Source organism: Amycolatopsis sp. VC5-11, from assembly GCF_037034185.1.
In the GTDB taxonomy this organism is placed as follows: Bacteria; Actinomycetota; Actinomycetes; order Mycobacteriales; family Pseudonocardiaceae; genus Amycolatopsis; species Amycolatopsis nivea.
In genome coordinates this window covers 532,727-550,276 of the sequence record NZ_JBAGKF010000002.1, presented here as the reverse complement: position 1 = coordinate 550,276, position 17,550 = coordinate 532,727, and the positions used below count along the sequence as shown (strand labels likewise).

General features: G+C 68.2%; 19 protein-coding genes and 1 tRNA gene. 10 read left to right on the top strand and 10 right to left on the bottom strand.

Going from position 1 to position 17,550, the window contains the following annotated elements:
- Positions 1 to 171: 171 nt before the first annotated feature.
- Together WA670_RS09905 and WA670_RS09900 are read left to right on the top strand one after the other, a co-directional pair.
- A complete protein-coding gene (locus tag WA670_RS09905) occupies positions 172 to 1,011 on the top strand; it encodes a DUF3105 domain-containing protein (protein ID WP_037817394.1) in 840 nt (279 codons plus the stop codon).
- A gap of 128 nt (positions 1,012 to 1,139) precedes the next feature.
- The gene (locus WA670_RS09900; protein WP_238608256.1) at positions 1,140 to 1,790 is read left to right on the top strand and encodes a DUF305 domain-containing protein; all 651 of its coding nucleotides are present in this window, start codon (positions 1,140 to 1,142) and stop codon (positions 1,788 to 1,790) included.
- Between the two features lie 45 nt (positions 1,791 to 1,835).
- On the opposite strand, the gene WA670_RS09895 is transcribed toward WA670_RS09900, so the two are convergent.
- The 3 genes from WA670_RS09895 to WA670_RS09885 all read right to left on the bottom strand — a co-directional run bounded on the left by WA670_RS09895 (position 1,836) and on the right by WA670_RS09885 (position 4,619).
- Positions 1,836 to 2,432 carry a flavin reductase family protein gene (locus WA670_RS09895; RefSeq protein ID WP_336157564.1) on the bottom strand — a complete coding sequence of 199 codons (597 nt, stop codon included), beginning with the start codon at positions 2,430 to 2,432 and terminating at the stop codon, positions 1,836 to 1,838.
- A gap of 10 nt (positions 2,433 to 2,442) precedes the next feature.
- Positions 2,443 to 3,363, bottom strand: a complete 921-nt coding sequence (locus tag WA670_RS09890; protein ID WP_037817392.1) for a cation diffusion facilitator family transporter — start codon at positions 3,361 to 3,363, stop codon at positions 2,443 to 2,445.
- Between the two features lie 134 nt (positions 3,364 to 3,497).
- A complete protein-coding gene (locus WA670_RS09885; protein WP_336157563.1) occupies positions 3,498 to 4,619 on the bottom strand; it encodes an epoxide hydrolase family protein in 1,122 nt (373 codons plus the stop codon).
- 105 nt (positions 4,620 to 4,724) lie between these two features.
- Here WA670_RS09885 and WA670_RS09880 point away from each other — a divergent pair.
- A tRNA-Arg gene (locus WA670_RS09880) sits at positions 4,725 to 4,797 on the top strand.
- Between the two features lie 103 nt (positions 4,798 to 4,900).
- Here WA670_RS09880 and WA670_RS09875 read toward each other — a convergent pair.
- Entirely contained in the window at positions 4,901 to 5,356 is a 456-nt protein-coding gene (locus tag WA670_RS09875) for a MarR family winged helix-turn-helix transcriptional regulator (RefSeq protein WP_238604459.1), read from the bottom strand.
- A gap of 83 nt (positions 5,357 to 5,439) precedes the next feature.
- Here WA670_RS09875 and WA670_RS09870 point away from each other — a divergent pair, with 83 nt between their 5' ends.
- On the top strand, positions 5,440 to 5,769 hold the full coding sequence (locus WA670_RS09870) for a rhodanese-like domain-containing protein (protein ID WP_037816916.1): 330 nt from the start codon (positions 5,440 to 5,442) through the stop codon (positions 5,767 to 5,769).
- A 20-nt stretch (positions 5,770 to 5,789) separates the two neighbouring features.
- Entirely contained in the window at positions 5,790 to 6,356 is a 567-nt protein-coding gene (locus tag WA670_RS09865; RefSeq protein WP_336157562.1) for a YceI family protein, read from the top strand.
- A 46-nt stretch (positions 6,357 to 6,402) separates the two neighbouring features.
- Here the strand turns inward: WA670_RS09865 and WA670_RS09860 are convergent, their stop codons facing one another.
- On the bottom strand, positions 6,403 to 9,237 hold the full coding sequence (locus tag WA670_RS09860; protein WP_336157561.1) for an AfsR/SARP family transcriptional regulator: 2,835 nt from the start codon (positions 9,235 to 9,237) through the stop codon (positions 6,403 to 6,405).
- A 105-nt stretch (positions 9,238 to 9,342) separates the two neighbouring features.
- On the opposite strand from WA670_RS09860, the gene WA670_RS09855 reads away from it, so the two are divergent.
- The gene (locus tag WA670_RS09855; protein ID WP_240690828.1) at positions 9,343 to 10,233 is read left to right on the top strand and encodes an alpha/beta fold hydrolase; all 891 of its coding nucleotides are present in this window, start codon (positions 9,343 to 9,345) and stop codon (positions 10,231 to 10,233) included.
- On the opposite strand, the gene WA670_RS09850 is transcribed toward WA670_RS09855, so the two are convergent.
- The 4 genes from WA670_RS09850 to WA670_RS09835 all read right to left on the bottom strand — a co-directional run bounded on the left by WA670_RS09850 (position 10,230) and on the right by WA670_RS09835 (position 13,895).
- Positions 10,230 to 10,889 (bottom strand): response regulator, encoded by a 660-nt coding sequence (locus WA670_RS09850; protein ID WP_134667310.1) that lies wholly within the window; start codon positions 10,887 to 10,889, stop codon positions 10,230 to 10,232. The genes WA670_RS09855 and WA670_RS09850 overlap by 4 nt on opposite strands.
- The gene (locus tag WA670_RS09845) at positions 10,886 to 11,971 is read right to left on the bottom strand and encodes a sensor histidine kinase (RefSeq protein WP_134667309.1); all 1,086 of its coding nucleotides are present in this window, start codon (positions 11,969 to 11,971) and stop codon (positions 10,886 to 10,888) included. Before WA670_RS09845 ends, WA670_RS09850 begins: the two co-directional genes overlap by 4 nt.
- Positions 11,972 to 12,105: 134 nt before the next feature.
- Positions 12,106 to 12,663 carry a GNAT family N-acetyltransferase gene (locus WA670_RS09840; protein ID WP_336157560.1) on the bottom strand — a complete coding sequence of 186 codons (558 nt, stop codon included), beginning with the start codon at positions 12,661 to 12,663 and terminating at the stop codon, positions 12,106 to 12,108.
- Positions 12,660 to 13,895, bottom strand: coding sequence for an amidohydrolase family protein (locus tag WA670_RS09835; protein ID WP_336157559.1), 1,236 nt, complete (start codon positions 13,893 to 13,895; stop codon positions 12,660 to 12,662). Before WA670_RS09835 ends, WA670_RS09840 begins: the two co-directional genes overlap by 4 nt.
- 79 nt (positions 13,896 to 13,974) lie before the next feature.
- Between WA670_RS09835 and WA670_RS09830 the strand changes: the two genes are divergently transcribed.
- Together WA670_RS09830 and WA670_RS09825 are read left to right on the top strand one after the other, a co-directional pair.
- Positions 13,975 to 14,418, top strand: a complete 444-nt coding sequence (locus WA670_RS09830) for a MarR family winged helix-turn-helix transcriptional regulator (RefSeq protein WP_238604452.1) — start codon at positions 13,975 to 13,977, stop codon at positions 14,416 to 14,418.
- A gap of 55 nt (positions 14,419 to 14,473) precedes the next feature.
- Positions 14,474 to 15,256: an IclR family transcriptional regulator gene (locus WA670_RS09825; protein ID WP_037816931.1), complete on the top strand. Its 783-nt coding sequence runs from the start codon at positions 14,474 to 14,476 to the stop codon at positions 15,254 to 15,256.
- Between the two features lie 56 nt (positions 15,257 to 15,312).
- On the opposite strand, the gene WA670_RS09820 is transcribed toward WA670_RS09825, so the two are convergent.
- A complete protein-coding gene (locus tag WA670_RS09820) occupies positions 15,313 to 15,750 on the bottom strand; it encodes an SUKH-3 domain-containing protein (protein ID WP_336157558.1) in 438 nt (145 codons plus the stop codon).
- 400 nt (positions 15,751 to 16,150) lie between these two features.
- Between WA670_RS09820 and WA670_RS09815 the strand changes: the two genes are divergently transcribed.
- On the top strand, positions 16,151 to 16,663 hold the full coding sequence (locus WA670_RS09815) for a WD40 repeat domain-containing protein (protein WP_336157557.1): 513 nt from the start codon (positions 16,151 to 16,153) through the stop codon (positions 16,661 to 16,663).
- Positions 16,664 to 16,834: 171 nt separating this feature from the next.
- Positions 16,835 to 17,548, top strand: a complete 714-nt coding sequence (locus WA670_RS09810; protein WP_336157556.1) for a creatininase family protein — start codon at positions 16,835 to 16,837, stop codon at positions 17,546 to 17,548.
- Positions 17,549 to 17,550: the final 2 nt, after the last annotated feature.

Genomic DNA, 17,550 nt, shown 5'->3' with positions numbered 1-17,550 from the left:
CCTCCGGCGGTACAGGCTGGCGAGACGGCGGGCACACCGGAGGCGGATGTTCCGCTCGCCGGGGCGCCTCGCGGGCGTTCACGGTGATCGAACGCCCGGTCTCTACACTGGGCTACCGGCAGGGTTCCGTCCGGCTCCCTCCCCCGCTCTCACGAGGAGATCTCGGCAATCATGGCCAACGGGACCACCAAGAAGAAGGGCTCCGGCGCGTCCGCGGTGAAGGCGGCGAAGAACCGCTCGGTCGTCGCGGGCAAGCGCACGCCCTGGGGCACCATCATCGGCGTCGTCGTGGTGGTCGCCCTGCTGGCCGGCGTCATCGTCTACTACCTGCAGGCCTCCGCGCCCAAGCGCGACCAGGCCGCCCGGGACGAGGCGGCCGCCTCCTTCGCGCCGACCGCGAGCAACCCGGACCCGTCGAAGAAGATCCCCGGCGTCGTCATCAAGCAATACACCGGATCGGTGCACATCCTGCCCACCGAACGGGTGGCCTACGACCAGAGCCCGCCGTTCGGCGGCCCGCACGACGGCTACTGGGCCACCTGCACCGGCGTCGTGTACCCGGAAGCGGTGCGCAACGAGAACATGGTGCACTCGCTCGAGCACGGCACGGTGTGGATCGCCTACAACCCGGACAAGGTGAAGGGCGACCAGATCCCGCTGCTCGAGGCGCGGGTCAAGGGCAAGCCGTACATGATGATGTCGCCGTACCCGGGCCTGGACAAGCCGATCTCGCTGCAGTCGTGGGGCCACCAGCTGAAGCTGGACAGCGCCGACGACCCGCGCATCGACCAGTTCATCGCCGCGCTGCGGACCAACCCGAACGGCGTGTACCCGGAGATCGGCGCCTCGTGCGACGCGCTCGGCAAGGGCATGTTCGACCCGAGCAACCCGCCGAAGTTCGACCCGAGCAAGCCGGGCAAGGACGCGAAGCCGATGGACTACAAGGGCAGCACCGGAGCCCAGACCGAGCAGCAGCCGGGCATGCCGGGGACGCCGCCGGCCGGGCAGTGACCGTGGGCTCCGAAAACCACGCTGACCAGGCCGAGACGGGCGGCGTCGAAACCGCCCGTTCCGCCTCCCCCTCCGCCGACTTCGCCGAGGAGTCCGCTCCGGCGGAACGGACCGGCTGGTCGCGGTGGGTGGTCATCGGCGGGACGCTGATCGCGGTGCTGCTGGTCGGGGCCGCGATAGGGGTCTTCGCGACGCGGCTCACCGACGGCAGCGACGCGGTGCCCGCGACGCCGGGCGCGGGTTCGGTCGAGGTCGGGTTCGCCCAGGACATGTCGGTGCACCACCTGCAGGCGGTCACCATGGCCGGCTGGGCGCGCGACCACTCGACCGACCCGGAGATCCGCCAGCTCGCGTTCGACATCGAGCGCACGCAGACGGAGCAGGTCGGGCGGATGAAGGGCTGGCTCATGCTGTGGGACCAGCCCGAGCAGGCGACCGGCGCGTACATGACGTGGATGACCGAGCCGATGGGCCACGCGGGCATGCAGATGCCCACCAGCAGCCCGGCGGGCGGCGCGCCGATGCCGGGCATGGCCACCGACGCGGACCTCGCGAAACTGCGGTCGCTGTCCGGCCGCGCGCTGGACGTCGAGTTCCTGCAGCTGATGCTGCGGCATCACCAGGGCGGCGTCGCGATGGCCGAGTACGCGCAGGACCACACGTCCAACGACGCGGTGAAGGCGTTGTGCCGCAGCATGCTGGTGTCGCAGGGCGCGGAAATGGACCAGATGAAGCTCATGCTGAAGGGGCGGGGCGCGCAGCCGCTGCCCTTTTCCTGACCTCCGCTCGTGAGCGCCTGTCGCGGTTCTGGCCGGGACGGGCGCTCACAAGTTTTTGTAGGTGGGCCTCGCCAGCTCCTTGATGTCGCCCAGCGTTCCCCATTCGTCGCGCCCCAGCCGGGACAGCGGCCGCAGGCGCTCGATCAGCGGGTGGTCGCCGTCGAGGACGTCCTCGTTGACCGCGAGGTGCACGACGCGGCCGAACACCACCGTCGAGCGGCCGAAACCGACCGTGCTGTGCAGTTCGCATTCGAACGCCACCGGTGATTCCGCCACTCGCGGCGGGCGGACCTTGAGGCTCGGCTCGCGGGTCAGCCCGGCCTCGTCGAATTCGCTCAGCTCCGGCGGGAAATCCGCGCCGGTGGCGTTGATCTGCTCGAACAGCGGCTCGGGCGCGAGGTTGACCACGAACTGGCGGGTCGCCTCGACGTTGCGCAGGGTGTCTTTCCGGCCGACCGAGGTGAACTGCAGGACCGCGGGCGCGGCCGAGGCGACGGTGAAGAACGAATGCGGCGCGAGGTTGTCCACTCCGTCGCGGGAAACGCTCGACACCCAGGCGATCGGCCGCGGCACGACGGTCGCGGTCATCAGGTGGTAGAAGGCGTTCGGGGCCAGCTGTGCGGGGTCGAAGTCCTTGCGCATAGCCCCCGGTCTACCAGGACAGCTCCGTGCACCGGCGGGCGCATTGCGGTCCCTCGACTTGCAGCGTCGCGTGTTTGATCTCGTAGCGGACCGAGAGCAGGTCCTGCGCCTTGGTGAGCACAGTGGACTGTTCGGCGTCGGCCTTCACCGTCAGGTGCGCCGACGCGACCTCCATGCCCGAGGTCAGCGTCCACACGTGCAGGTCGTGCACGTCCGCGACACCCGGCAGCGCGGCGAGTTCGGTGCTGATCTCGCCGACGTCCACGCCGGCCGGCGCGTGCTGGAACAGGATCCGCAGCGCGCGGCGGGCAAGCGTCCAGGTGCGCGGCAGCACGAACAGGCCGATCGCGACACCGATGATCGGGTCGGCGTAACGCCAGCCGGTGGTGAGCGTGATCGCGCCGCTGAGCAGCACGCCGACCGAGCCGATGAGGTCAGCCAGCACCTCGAGGTACGCGCCGCGGACGTTCAGGCTCTCCTTCGCGCCCGAGCGCAGCACCAGGAACGACACGATGTTGGCGACCAGACCCGCGGCCGCGGCGAGCAGCACCGGCAGGCCAGGCACCTCCGGCGGGTCGGTGATCCGGCCAATCGCCTCCACGGCCACATACCCGGCGACACCGAACAACAGGACGGCATTCGCCAGCGCGGCAAGGACTTCCGCCCGGTACATGCCGAACGTGCGGCTGGGCGTCGGCCCGCTGCGCCGGGCGAGCACGATCGCGGCGAGCGCCATTCCGACGCCGAGAACGTCGGTGAACATGTGCGCGGCGTCGGAGATCAGCGCGAGGGAACCGGTGGCGAAGCCGACCGCGAACTCCAGCACCATGAACCCGGCACCGACCGCGAGAGCGATCAGCAGCGCGCGGACGTAGCGGCCGGACGCGCTCGCCGGAGCGGCGGTGTGCCCGTGGCCGTGCCCGTGTCCCATCGCTCGCCTCCCAAGTTTCGGTGTCGAGAGGAATATATAGTGACATGCGCATATGTGCAATACAGGGTAGCCTAACTTCACCCTAACGCCTGGTGACGCGTTTCCCCCAGCCCTGTTCCGCGAGGTGGGAAAGATCAGCGCACGAGCCGGAAGAACCCGCGGATCTGCTCGACGAGCGACGCCGGTTGTTCCATCGCGGCGAAATGCCCGCCACGCGGCAGCCGCTCGAACCAGCGCAAATCGGTGTACTTGAGCTCCGCCTGCCGCCGCGACGGGCGGATGATGTCGCGCGGGTAGACGGAGATGCCAGACGGCGCCGTGACGAGATCGCCGAAGCTGCGGTAGCTCTCCCAGTAGAGCCGCGCGGACGACGTCGCCGACGCGGTGAACCAGTACGCCGAGATCGCGTCGAGAAGCTGCTGCCGGGTGACCGCGTCCTCCGGGTGACCGTTGTTGTCGGTCCAGGCCCAGAACTTCTCGGCGATCCAGGCCGCCTGCCCGGCCGGCGAGTCGGTCAGTCCGTAGCCCAGCGTCTGCGGTCGCGTGCCCTGCTGCCCCGAATACCCCTGGCCGGTGCGCCGGAACTCGGCCGCCGCCTGCGCCCCTTCGCGCTCCTCGTCGGTCTCGTCCGCGAACTCGCCTCGCGGCGCGGCCGCCATGTTGACGTGCACCCCCGCGACCCGCTCCCGCGCCACCTCGCCGAGCGCCCCCGAGACCGCCGAACCCCAGTCGCCGCCCTGCGCGCCATAGCGGTCGTAGCCGAGCGAGACCATCAGCTGATCCCAAGCGGTCGCGATTTTCCGCACGCCCCAACCGGTTTCGCTCGGCTTGTCACTCCAGCCGTACCCCGGCAACGAAGGCGCGACGACATGAAACGCGTCCGCCGGATCGCCACCGTGCGCCCGCGGGTCGGTCAGCGGCCCGAGAATGTCGAGGAATTCGAGCACCGACCCCGGCCAGCCGTGCGTGATCACCAGCGGAAACGCGTCCGGCTCCGGCGAACGGAGGTGCACGAAGTGAATCCCGAGACCGTCGACCTCCTGACGGAACTGCGGGAAGACGTTGAGCCGGTCGGCGAACCCGAAGTCGTAGTCCTCGGCCCAGCTGCGACAGAGCTCCTTGGCATAGCCGAGCGGCACTCCCTGCGCCCAGTCGCCGACGGTCTCCGCCTCCGGCCACCTCGTGCGCCGCAACCGCGCCCGCACGTCCTCGATGTCCTGCTCAGCCACCCTGACCTGGAACGGCTCGGCGCCCACCGCCGCCTCCCTCCGCGTCGACGATCCGACGCTACCGCGTTAAGCCCCCTCCTGTGCACAGCCGGAAAGGGGCATGCGCTAGGCTCTGTCCAGTCGCGCAAGCGAGCCCTCGTAGCTCAGGGGATAGAGCACTGCCCTCCGGAGGCAGGTGTCGCAGGTTCGAATCCTGCCGAGGGCACATCTTCTTCACTTCTTTTTCCGGTTTCTGACGACAGGCCTCTCTCGGCCGATGTCAGGTGGCTCCTGAACCGCAGGGACTCCCTCACCACGGTGCCCGGCCGCTATTTCGCTAGCCCAGGCTTCCCGCTTTCGGCGACCCGCAGCAACGCCTTCCCGATCACCGCGGCTTCCTCATCGCTGAGGTGCGCCGAGAAATGCCGCTCGATGCTCTCCAGGTAGACCGGCGCGGTCTTGCGCAGCGCGCGGACCCCCTCGTCGGTGATCACCGCCCAGCTGACCCGGCGGTCGTCCGGCTCCGGGCGCTTCGTCACCAGCTCGGCACGGACCATCTCGTCGACCAGCCTGCTCACCCGCGTCCGGCTGAGCACCACGCGTTCGGCGACCTCCGCCATCCGCAGCCCCTTCTTTCCGGCCGCGTTCAGTTCCAGCAGGACGTCGTACCAGGCCAGGGGCACGGTCCCGCCCCGCTGCACGTCGGTTTCGATGGCTCGCACCGCGGCGCTGTGCGCGAGCAGCATCGCCCGCCACGCGTCCAGGCCGATCTTCGGGTCGCTCACGCCTCCCAGTGTAGGTCATTGCGTGCGGGCGCACTTAATGAGTAAAGTGCGTGCGTACGCACTTAAATCCTGAGGAGGCACCGATGGTCGAACCCATCACGCGCGACGAGGTCAAGAAACACATCGACGCGGGATCGGCGATCGTCGTCGAGGCGCTGCCCGCCGACTACTACGCGAAGGCGCATCTGCCCGGCGCGCTCAACCTGCCGGTCGACGACGTCGAGCAACTCGCGCCGACCTTGTTGCCGCACAAGGACTCCGCGGTGATCGTCTACTGCGCCGACTCCCCTTGCCAGAACTCCGCCACCGTCGCGAAGCATTTGGCGGAACTCGGATACACCCAGGTCTTCGACTACGACGAGGGCAAAGCCGACTGGATCGCGGCCGGACTGCCGACCGAATCCGGCCGTTGAGAGCAAAGGACGGAAACGCCATGACAGACGCAACCCGCGTGGTCGCCGGAACGGAACTTCCCGCCGCGGGGACCTGGAACGTCGACCCCGGGCACGCCGAGGTCGGTTTCGTGGGCAGACATTTCCTGCTGACCAAGGTCCGCGGCCGGTTCACCGGGGTGGACGCCACGGTGGAAATCGGCGAGAAGATCGAGGACACCACGGTGCGCGCGGTCATCGAAATGGCCACTGTGGACAGTGGAGATCAGACCCGGGACGACCATCTGCGTTCCGGCGATTTCTTTGACGTGGAACAGCATCCGCGGGCCACTTTCGAATCGACCTCGGTCACCGTGACCGGCGCCGAGGCGACCATGGTCGGGGACCTGACCATCAAGGGCGTCTCGCGTCCGGTCACCCTCGCCGTCGAGTATCTCGGCCACGCGCGCGATCCGTGGGGGAACGATCGCGCGGTGTTCTCCGCTCGCGGCAAAATCAACCGCGAGGATTGGGGGCTGGTCTGGAACATGGTGCTGGAATCGGGAGGCTTGCTGGTCTCGAAGGAAATCGAACTCGTCCTTGAGATCGAGGCGATTCGCGCTTCCTGAGTGGACAGTGGACCGGCCGGGTTGGCCGCCGCGCCAACCCGGCCGCTCAGTTCGCCTCAGTGAGGACCGCAGCGAGAGCGAACTGTTCCCGCGCCGCTGCCTCCTCGCCTCTCGCCTGGCGGCAAGCCCCAAGCCGGTTTCGGACTTCGATCTCTGCCCACGGCGACATCTGATCGGTCAACGCGCTCAGTGCCCGCAGATGATACGAGAGTGCGAGATCCAGATTCCCCAATTCCTGTTCCGCAGAACCGAGCCGCGAAAGCGAACTCACCAGTAACAACCGGTCGTCGAGTCGCTCAGCCAATTCGACTGCCTCGCGCAAGGGTTCCGCCGCGTCTGGGCGGCCCAGATGCAGGCGGACGCTGCCGATGTGGCTGGATGCCCGGCCCAGCATCGCCGGATTTCCCGTTGCGACCGCGACTTCTCGCGATTCGGCGAAACGGACGAGCGAGCGTTCGTATTCGCCGTGCTTGAAGTGCACATACCCTAGGCCCGAAACCGCACGTTCGACTAACCAGCTGTCCGCCACTTCCTCGGCCAGTGTCCGGGCCTCGGTCAGCACTTGTTCCGCTTCGTCCAGCGGTCCGGCGAACATCGTGACCATTCCCAGTCCGCACAAGCCCCGTGCGGTTTCTCGCCGGTCGCCGTTTTCCCGGCTGATCCGCAGGCCTTCCTCGCACCATTCCCTCGCCTGGACGGGATCGCCCAGCCCGAGGTATGCCCAGCCGAGTCCGAACCGCAGTGCCGTGCTCATCCGCTGGTCCGCCACGTTGTCTACTTCGGACAGAGCAACTTCCAGCAGGGCAACGCATTCCCGGTACCGGATGCGGCGCACGAGGTAGTCGACGGCTCCTTCGGCGATCCAGCACGCGTAGTCCGGATGGCCCGCGGCGACTGCGGACGAGACGACTTCCACCAGGTCGCCCGCCTGGTCCAGCCACGCCGACGCGTCGACGAGTCCCGTGAAAGGCGAGTCGGTGGGTGCCGGGCCGCTGGGGAAACCAGGTTCGCCCCATTCGCTCGCGGCGCGGCAGGCGTGCAGGTAGACACCTAGTCCGCTCGCGACGTCGGGTTCGTCCGCGGCGAGGCGGCGCGCGTAGACGGCGACCAGGTCGTGCATCCGGTACCGGCCCGCGGCGGGCGCTTGCACCAGGTTCGCGTCGACCAAGTCTTCGAGCACGCTTTCCGCCTCGCGCCGGGGACAGCCGAGCATCGCGGCGAGGACGAGTTCGTCGAATTCAGGCGCGGGCGCGCGGCCCAGGGTGCGGAAGGCACGTTGAGTTTTAGGCGGAAGCTGGTCATAGGAAAGCCGGAACGCGGCCTCGACGCTGCGTTCCTCCGCGGTCAGTTCGCCGAGCCGGTCAGTGTCGTCGGCGAGCCGGTCCGCCAGGTCGCGGAAGGTCCACATCGGACGGTTTTGCAGCCGGGCGCCCGCGATGCGCAGGGCGAGCGGAAGACGTCCGCACAGGCTGGCCAGTTCGCGCACGGCCGCGCGTTCCTGGCTCGCCCGCGCCGGGCCGACGATCCGGCCCAGCAAGCCCGCGGCGGCGTCGGAAGTCAAGGGGCCCAGGGAAATCCGGCGTTCAACGTCCAAACCGGGCAGTCGGCGACGGCTGGTGATCAGCACCCGGTTTCCGGTTCCGCCGGGCAGCAGCGGGCGGACCTGCTCGGCGCTGATCGCGTCGTCCAGCACCAGAACCAGGCGCAGCGGAGCGGTGGCGGCGCGCCAGTTCGCGGACAATTCGTCCAGGTCATCCGGAATGTTCTGCTCGTTGACGCCCGCCGAGCGCAGCAATCGGCGCACCACCCGCACCGGCGTGAGCGGAGCGCGGCTGGTGCTGTGCCCGTGCAGTGCGACGAACAGGCAGCCGTCAGGATGTTCCTCGCGCAGCAGTTGGGCCGCGCGCACCGCCAGCGCCGTTTTCCCAGACCCGGGCACTCCGTCCACTGCGGACACTGCGCTTCCGGGCGCGACGAGCCGGGCGAGTTCGTCGTCGCGGCCGGATAGTTCCCCGACGTCGTGCGGCAGTTCGTCCCGGATCCTGGGCGCCGTGGCTGGCCGCGCCGCGACGCCGAGCGCTCCGTCATCGCCGCGCAGCACCGCCTCGTGCACGCGACGCAGATCTTCGCTGGGTTCCAGCCCCAGCTCATCGCGCATCCGGACACGGAACTCGCGCCAGGTGTCGAGCGCGTCGCTCTGCCGGCCGGCCCCGTAAAGGGCCCGCATGAGCAGGCCGGTCAGCGGTTCACGGTCCGGATGCTCGGCGAGCAGCGCCGTCACCTCGCCGATCGCCGACGCGTAGTCGCCCAGCCGGATCAACGCGTCCGTCCGGCCCTCGACCAGCCCGACGCGGCGTTCGACGAACCGCCTTCGCTCCCGTTCGGCGAAAGGGCCGGGCAGTCCGGCCAGCGGAACGCCCTCGTAGAACGCCAGCGCCTGCCCGTACCCGTCGGCGGCCGCGGCGAGCGAGCCAGCTGCGGCGGCTTTCTTGGCTTGGGCGGCGATCTCGTCGACCCGCACCGCGTCCACCCCGACGCCGGCCCCGGCGAACCGGTACCCGCCTGGATCGGTCCGGAGCACGGATTTCGCGTCCGCGCCGGCCGCGGCCAGGGATTTCCGCAGCTGGTAGATGTAGCCGGGCACGCCGTCGCTCTCCGGCGGATGCTCGCCCCACACCCGGTCGACCAGCTCGGCCCGGCTGACCGTGACGTCCGGCCGCAGCAGCAGCGCGACCAGCATCGTCGTCCGCAGCACCGGCCCGAGTTCCAGCGGCTGCCCGCCGTACCAGCCGCGGACCGGCCCGAGCACCGCGAACTCCAGCCGGGACCCGGGCTCGCGCTCCGCCCCTCCCCGGCCGGTTCGCACGGCGCCCGACGACATACCGGGAGTTTAAAGCAGCTCTCCGGTGTCCCCCAGGAGAGCTACCCGCAGGTGTCCACCGCGCGGGGACGTTTTAGCCCGACCGGATCAGTAGCGTTTTCCGGCATGAAGGGGTATTCGATGCACAAGGCCGGGGGAACCGCGGCGGTGATCGCGGCCTGTCTGCTTCTGGCGGGATGCGACGAGGAAACAGAAGCGGATTCGGCACCGAGCAGCGCACCGGTCAGCCAGGCCGCGTTCACCGGCGCGAAGAAAATCACCGTGGACGGCAAATCGGTGAACGTATCGTGTTCGGGAACGCTCGAGAAAGGCAAACCGGTCGTCGTTCTGCTGCACGGAGGCGGCGACGCGCTGGACAAATTCGCCAGTCTGCAGGAAACGCTCGGCAAGAAGAACCGGGTGTGCTCCTACGACCGGCTCGGCGCGGGCGGCAGCGACCAGCCCGCCGACCGGCAGACGTTCGAGACCACCGGAAAGGTGCTGACCGGCGTCCTCGGCCAGCTCGCCGCGGATTCGCCGGTCGTGCTGGCCGGGCATTCGCTCGGCGGGCTGATCGCCGCCCGCTACGCCCCGGACCACCAGGACAAGGTCAAGGGCCTGGTGCTGATGGACGCCACCTCGCCGACCCAGGGCGCGGACCTGACCAGGGAAATCCCCGCCGACGCCACCGGGGACGCGGCCGCTCTCCGCGCGCAGACCCTGGCGGTCTTCAACGGCGAAAGCCCGGAAAAACTGGTCGTCGCCGACGCGGACGTGAAATCCGCCGGGGACATTCCGGTCGAGGTGATCAAGCACGGGAAGGAATATCTCGCGCAACTGCCGCAGTACGGTCCGGGATTGGAGCGGGCGTGGACCGAGGGCCAGGTGAAGTGGCTCGCGCTTTCCAGCCGCAGCGAACTGACCGTCGCGAAAACCAGCGGGCATTACATTTACCAGGATCAGCCGGACGTCGCCGTGCGGGAAATCGAGGACGTCGCCGCGCGAGTCGCGGGTTAATCGACCAGTCCGTGCCGATAAGCGTAAACGACGGCCTGCACCCGGTCGCGGACGCCGAGTTTGGCGAGCATGCGCGAAACGTAAGTCTTCACGGTCTCCTGGCTGAGCACGAGCGCCGCGGCGATTTCGCTGTTGGAAAGGCCTTCCGCGACCAGACGGAGGACTTCCAGCTCGCGCGGGGCCAGCGGGACGTCGCCCGGATCCGCGGCAGCGGGGCGGATCCGGGTGGCGTACCGGCCGACGAGCTGGCGCGTCACCTCGGGGTCGAGCAGCGCCGCGCCGGACGCGACGGTCCGGATCCCGTGCAGCAGCTGGTCCGGCGGAGCGTCCTTGAGCAGGAACCCGGAAGCCCCGGCGCGCAACGCCTGGTAGACGTTCTCGTCGAGGTTGAAGTTGGTCACCACCAGCACTTTCACCGGTGCCGCGACGTCGGAGCCGGCCAGCAGACGGGTCGCGGTGATGCCGTCGAGCACCGGCATCCGCACGTCCATCACGACGACGTCCGGGCTCAGCTCGCGAGCCAGCTCGACCGCGGCCTGCCCGTCGCCGCATTCGCCCGCGACCTCCAGGTCCGGCTGCGCGTCGATGATCGTCACCAGCCCAGTGCGGACCAGCACCTGGTCGTCGGCGACGAGGACCCGCAACGGCGCGCTCACGCCGGAATCCGGGCCCGGACGCAGAACCCGCCGCTTTCGCCGCGCCCCGCGGCGAAGTCTCCCCCGACGTCGCCGACCCGATCGCGGAGCCCCGCCAGCCCGCGCCCGCTGCCGCCGACCGCCAGGTCGACCTCGCTCTCGGTGCGGACTTCCACGGTGATGTCCTCCTCGCCGTGCCGGACCTCAACCGAAGTCGGGCTGCCGGGCGCGTGTTTGAGGGCGTTGGTCAGCGCTTCCTGCACGACCCGGTACGCCACCTCCGAGTTCGCGGGCGCGCCTACCTCGGTGAACTCCACCGGCTGCCCGGCTCGCCGCGTCTGCTCGACCAGCGTGTCGAGCCCGAGGGCGGGCTGGGCGCCGGGGTTGAGCACGTCGAGCAGATTCCGCAGCTCAGCGATGGCTTGGCGGCCGGTGCCGCTGACCGTGGCGAGGGTCTGGTCGAGCCGCTCGCCGGTGAGATACCGCGCGGATTCGGTCTGCACGACCATCGCGGTCACGTGATGGGTCACGACGTCGTGCAGCTCGCGAGCGATCCGCGCCCGCTCCGCCGCGCGCGTTTCCTCGGCGACCCGGCGGCGCCGTTCGGCCTCCGCGGCGCGGGTGGAGCGCAGCCACGCCCCGATCCCCCACACGACGACCAGCGACAGGTAGAACGCGGCCACTCCCGCCGCCGATTCCCCGCCGCCACGCAGCGGAAACGCGGCCACGAACAGCAGATATGCCACGGTGAACCCGATCGCCGCCGCGCGCCGTCCCCGATCCGCCCGCCAGCCGGCGTTGAGCACCGCGACCGGCAACGCCGAGCCCGCGAACGAGTGGTAACCGCACAACTGGTCGATCGCGAACCCGGCCGACACCAGCGCGAGCACCGCGATCGGCCATCGGCGGCACCCGGCGAGCGACAACGACTGCAACGCGACCGCTCCGACGGCCAGCGCGTCGAACGGCCGCGACGGCAGCCCGCCGAACTGCGTGCCGAACGTCTGCAGGGACGGCAGCAGCGATCCGGCGAACAACACCAGCCCGAGCAGGGGGAACCACACCGCGTGCCGAGCCCGCGAGACCCGCAGGAGGTTGATCACCCGGCGAGTGTATTCCGGACGAAAAGGATGTCGTACGTGCTCACCCGGCGAGTGTATTCCGGACGAAAAGGATGTCGTACGTGCTCACCCGGCGGTATGGACGGCAGGGCACGAGTGTTGCCCCTGCACCGCGCTCAGCCCCGGCCGTTGGCCACCCATTCTTCGCGGGTCAACGCGTACTCGACCTCACCGTGTTCCGTGCCTGGCAATGGATCGTCGAAGTGCAGGTGGAAGGTGCGGACGTACTTCAGCCCGGACCGCTCCATCACCCGCCGCGACGGAGTGTTCACCGCCATCGTCTGCGCCCACACCCGCCGCGTGCCGAGCTCGGTGAATCCTTTGTGGATCGCCGCCCGGGAGCCTTCCGTCGCATACCCGCGACCCCAGGCCTTCGCCCGCAGCCGGTAGCCGAGTTCCAGCTCCGTCGTACTGCCGTCTTCCGGCGGCTGCAAGGAAATCCAGCCGATGAACTCGCCGGTCGCCTTTTCGATCGCCGCCCATCGCCCGGCTGGTCCGCGTTCGTAATCGGCGAGAATTCCGGGCAGCACCTTTTGTTCGATCTCGGCGCGATGCGTCGGCTCGCCGGTGAGAAACCGCATCACTTGCGGGTCGCTGTCGAGCTGCACCAGATTGTCTAAGTCGGATTCGGTGAACCGCCGCAGCAGCAACCGATCCGTCTCCAGAACTATCACCCGACCACCAATCCGGCCGCCGCCGCGATCCGGTCGCGAGATTCCAGCAGCCTGGTCCTGAGCTTCGGCACATCCACTCCCAGCAACCGGCCGTCCCGCTTGACCGCCTTGCCCCCGACGAAGACGCTGTCGACCACGCCTGGATGCGCAGCTGTGACCACTGTGGACACCGCGTCGTTGACCGGGAACACCGACAGATCCTCCGCGTCGATGAGCACCAGATCCGCGTTTTTCCCGACACTGATACTGCCCGCCCGGTCACCACGCCCGCAGGTACGGGCACCGTCCACAGTGGCGAACTCGAGCAGGTCGCGCGCGACAAGACCGCCGTCGAGACCGCGCTGCGCGGCAAACGCCGTACGCATAGCCGAAAACATGTCGCCCCCAGCAGACGGACAGTCGTCAATGGACAGCGACGGCCGGATCCCAGCCGCCAGCAACCGTCCGGTATCCGGCCATCCCATCCCCATCTTCAGCTCGACGTCCGGGCTGACCGTCACCGAACAGCCCGCGTCCGCGAGGATCGCCAGCTGTGCGTCGGTGAGACCGTTGCCGTGAACTATCGTCGTCCGGTCGTCAAGCAGTTTTCGTTCGCGCATTTCGGGAATCGAGTCACCGGCCGCGCGGTGGATGTGCACGCTCACCCTGAGGCCGAGTTCCCGCGCCAACGCGACGTCGGCGGCCGTCGTGTCCATTGTGGTCAGCATCGGCCCACGCAACCCGAAGGCCATTTCGTCGCCGGTTAGCCGCTTCCGCACGCGGACGGTGTCGGCTGGGTCCATCGCGCTGTAGCAAAAGATGGATCTCCCAGGAGCCTCCTGGAGCGCGTCGATCGCCGCGTCGGCGTGCTCCGGCCGGTCGGAGCAGTGGAACCAGTCGAGCATCGTCGTCACGCCCGAGTTCAGCGCTTCGAGCCGCCCCAGCAGGTTGCCGAGATACACGTCCTCCGGCAGGTAGTGGGGCCGGAGCCGTTCGTGCATGACCTCGCGGTATTCGGCGAACGTCCAGTCCGCGCCGAGCCCGCGGAACGCCGTCTGCCAGGTGTGCCGATGGGTGTCCACGAATCCCGGCAGGACGATCTTGCCCGAGGCGTCCACGACCTGGGCGTCGGCCTGGATCGAGGGCCCGACCGCCGCGATCCGCCCGTCCTCGATGAGCACGTCCCCGCGCGGGAGATCCCCGATCGCCGGGTCAAGACTGACCACGGTCCCGTTCTGGAGCAATGTCCGCATGAACCCTCCCCAAAGTTGATACATCAACTCTAGAGCCGCTGGAGTTGATGAGTCAACTCCCCGGGTACGCTTCCGGTTCATGACCCCCGACGACTGGGAGCTGTGGAACGCCTGGGTGCACGCACAACGCCTGCTCACCCGCGAACTGGATCGCGGACTGCAGCGTGACTGCGGCATCTCGAAGGCCGAGTTCAGTGTCTTGGTGACCCTCTGGCGCACGCCCGGCCACGAAACGCGCGTCGCCGACCTGGTCGAGGCGCTCGGCTGGGAGAAGAGCCGGGTCTCGCACCAGCTGACGCGGATGGAGTCGCGCGACCTGGTCGCCCCGACCCGCAGCGGCCCCAGCGGACGGCGCACCGGAATCGCCCTCACCGCACATGGCCGCTCGGTCATCCAGGAGGCGTTGGTGGTGCACGGCAGCAACATTCGCCGCCATTTCCTCGACGAATTGACCCCCGACCAGGCCGACACCATCCGATCATGGGCCGAAGAGACCATCGCGCGAATCGAGCCAGCCGGCTGACCGGACGCTACCGTGTTCCGAAGATGACTACAGGTATCCGAAAGGTTGATGCCGGATGAGCGACGCATCGGGCAAAGCAGCGTCGCCGGCCGCGGACCGGACGCTGACCGTGTTGGAAGCCCTCGTGCGGGCTGAGGAGCCGCTGACGCTGACCGCCCTCGCGAAGGCCGCCGGGGTGCCGCTCGCCACCTGCGCGTCGATCGCGTACACGCTGGAGCAGCGGGGGTATGCCGTGCGGCGGGTCGTCGGGCGCAGCCACTTCTGGCGTCCCACCCTGCGGCTTTACGGTTTGGCCATCGAGTTGGTGCGGAAGGTCGACCTGCCTTCGCTCGTCCAAGCCGACCTGCGACGTCTTGCGGAGAGCCTAGGGATGCCCGCGCATGTGGGGATCTTGGAGGACGCTTCGGTGGTTTATGTCGCCAAGGCATCCACGCCTGGGTTCGTCCAGTTCGACACTTATCGGGGGAAGGTCGCGCCGTTCGATCTGACCGCCCTGGGTCGGGCTATCGCGGCGCATCTTCCGGAGGCTGAGCTGAAGCCGTTGCTGTCTCGCCTTTCGCGCGGGGTTGGGCCTAAGGCTGCGGCTCCGGATGCGGGTCAGTTTCTGGCGTTGCTGGCGAAGGTGCGGGCGGATGGGTATGCGATTGAGAGCGAGGAGGAGCAGGCTGAGATCGCCTGCCTTGCTGCGCCGTTCTTCGACGCCGAGGGGGCTGTGGCAGGGGCCGTTGGGGTGACTGGGTTTGCGCGGCAACTGGTTGGAGAGAAGAGGAAGGCCGCGGTGCGTGGGGTGGTGCAGGTTGGGCAGGAGGTCTCACGGCGGTTGGGGTTTGCGGTGTGACGGCACCCGTTAGCGTTGACCGCACAGGCCAGTCGCCTGCGCCGAGCTAGCTATCATTACAACTCTCGCATGAACTTATTCTCGGTGACCAAGCGATCGATGCACGTCAAAACGTCCCCGCCGAGCTCGCCGAACGCATCATCGAACCCGCCAAACCAGTGGCCATTCCTTCCGAGCAAAAGCACTAGATATCCATTACTGGCCTCCCCGACCGGGACCAGGGCTGTTTTCGCGCGATCAGCGTAGCTCGCAACCCACCTTGGGTCGAAGCTCTCGAGCACGCGGACCGCGGAGAACCGCATCTCATCTGGAAATCCGCCGCTCCTCTTCCATTGCATGCTAATACCCGAATACTCCCGAAGAAAACTAGCGGCAGCAGGGAACGCTTCCAGCCCAGCCTCGGCCAAGGAACGCAAATCCTCCGAGTTGTCCACATCGCGACCGGGGGCCCAGCCAGCTTGTCGCAATAATGTGATCGACGGTCGCTCGTTCATTTGTCTCCATACAGCCAACGCGCGCAATTTTCACAAGGCGGTCTCAGTATCCCATTGTTCGTCTGGACGGATACAACTTCCAGATTCTCAAGCTTAGCACCATGCGAAATTGCAGCCGAGCATGCCGCCACCTCGCCACAGTTCCGCACCTGCCACGGTTCGCGACTCTCTCCCGGCAGCCGTTCAGCGAGTTCACGAGGAACGAACACCTTGGGGTTTCCACTTGTACCAATCCATACCTGACCAGTCGTCCGATCCACTGCCGCCGTTGTCACCCGGGCCGTCGCACTCCTGGAGAGCTCTAATCCCACTAGCTCCGACGCAGCGGCCCGCCGATTCCAGTGCGCCTGGCAACTCAGCCACTGCTTTTCCAAGCTTGCCAATTCCGCCCAAGCTGACTATGGGTGCGAGGGTCGGCGATGGCGGTCCGCTCGTCGCGGGGCAAGCGGAACTCAGCCAATCGTCGGTCTACGTTTATGCCGTAGCCGCGGGCAAACTCGAATCCCGCGCGTCAGGCGCGGTCGTCGGCAGCGATCTGGCCGACCTCACGCTCTCCCCTGACGGCAAGACCATCTACACCGCCTCCGGCTCGCGCGACGCGGTCGAAGCCTTCAACAGCAAGGACCTCACCCGCGCCGGCGCCTATCACACCGGGCAGTACCCGAATTCCGTCGCGGCGTCGCCGGACGGCAAGTATCTCGCGGGCGGTGTCCGCAACCCGCGTGACGACGTTTACGTCTACAAGGTGGGCGGCAGCGCGCCGCTGGGAACCCTGGACGCGACAAGCGACGGCGTCCTCGCCCTACGAGGACTCGCCTGGACCTCGGACAGCGAGCGGCTGTTCGCCATCACCCGCCCCGCCAACGGAACAGAGCCTGCGTTGCGCGTGCTGCGGGATCCGGCTGACCGGTAAGTCCGCGCCACCACGGCCCGGCCGCATCTGCGGCCGGGCCGCTTCTTGTCGTCACGCCAACGGCATTGCGTCTCCCTCCCCGATCGACTATCTTCCTGAATCAGGAAGACTTCTACGAAATACCGGAAGATAGGCCAACCGCAGTATCGGGGAGACGTCGTGGGCGCACTGTTGCGCTGGGCGCAGGCCGATCGCGCCGTGGTGCGCGGGGTGCTTTCCGAGGCGCTCGTTCTGGTGTCCATCGGCGCGACTGAGCAGCATGGGCCGCACCTGCCTACTGGGACCGATGGCTTTCTCGCGGCTGCGGTGTGCGAGCGGGCGGCCGAGTTGGCGGCGCCGCGGGCTGGGCGGGCGTTGTTGCTCGCGCCGACCATTCCGTACGGGGCTTCCGATCATCATTTGCCGTTCAATGGGACGCTTTCGCTTTCGGCGCAGACCTTGTTGCAGGTGCTCGACGACCTCGCCCGGTCGATCGCGGTGCAGGGCGGGCGGCGGCTGGTCATCGTCAACGGGCACGGGGGCAACGTCGGCGTCTGTCATGCGTTCGCTGGTGCGGCGTCGACTCGGCACGGGCTTGCGGTGGCGCACACTGACTACTGGCGGGTCCTCGAGCCGGAGGACATCGTGCCTGGGCATGCTGGCGCGTTCGAGACTTCGATGATGATGGCGGTTCGCGGGGAGCTGGTGCAAGAACCGGCGGCGAGGGAGTTCCCCGCAACAATCAGCGTGTCTGATGTGGACATTCATTCCGAGCGGGTTTGGCTGAGCATCGACGGGTATACCGACCGGCCTGAATTGGCTGCCTTGGATCGGGGCAGGCGGTGGTTCGAGAGGATCGCCAGCGGGCTCGCGGATCGGTTCGTCGAGCTGGCGGAGGTGTTGTGAAG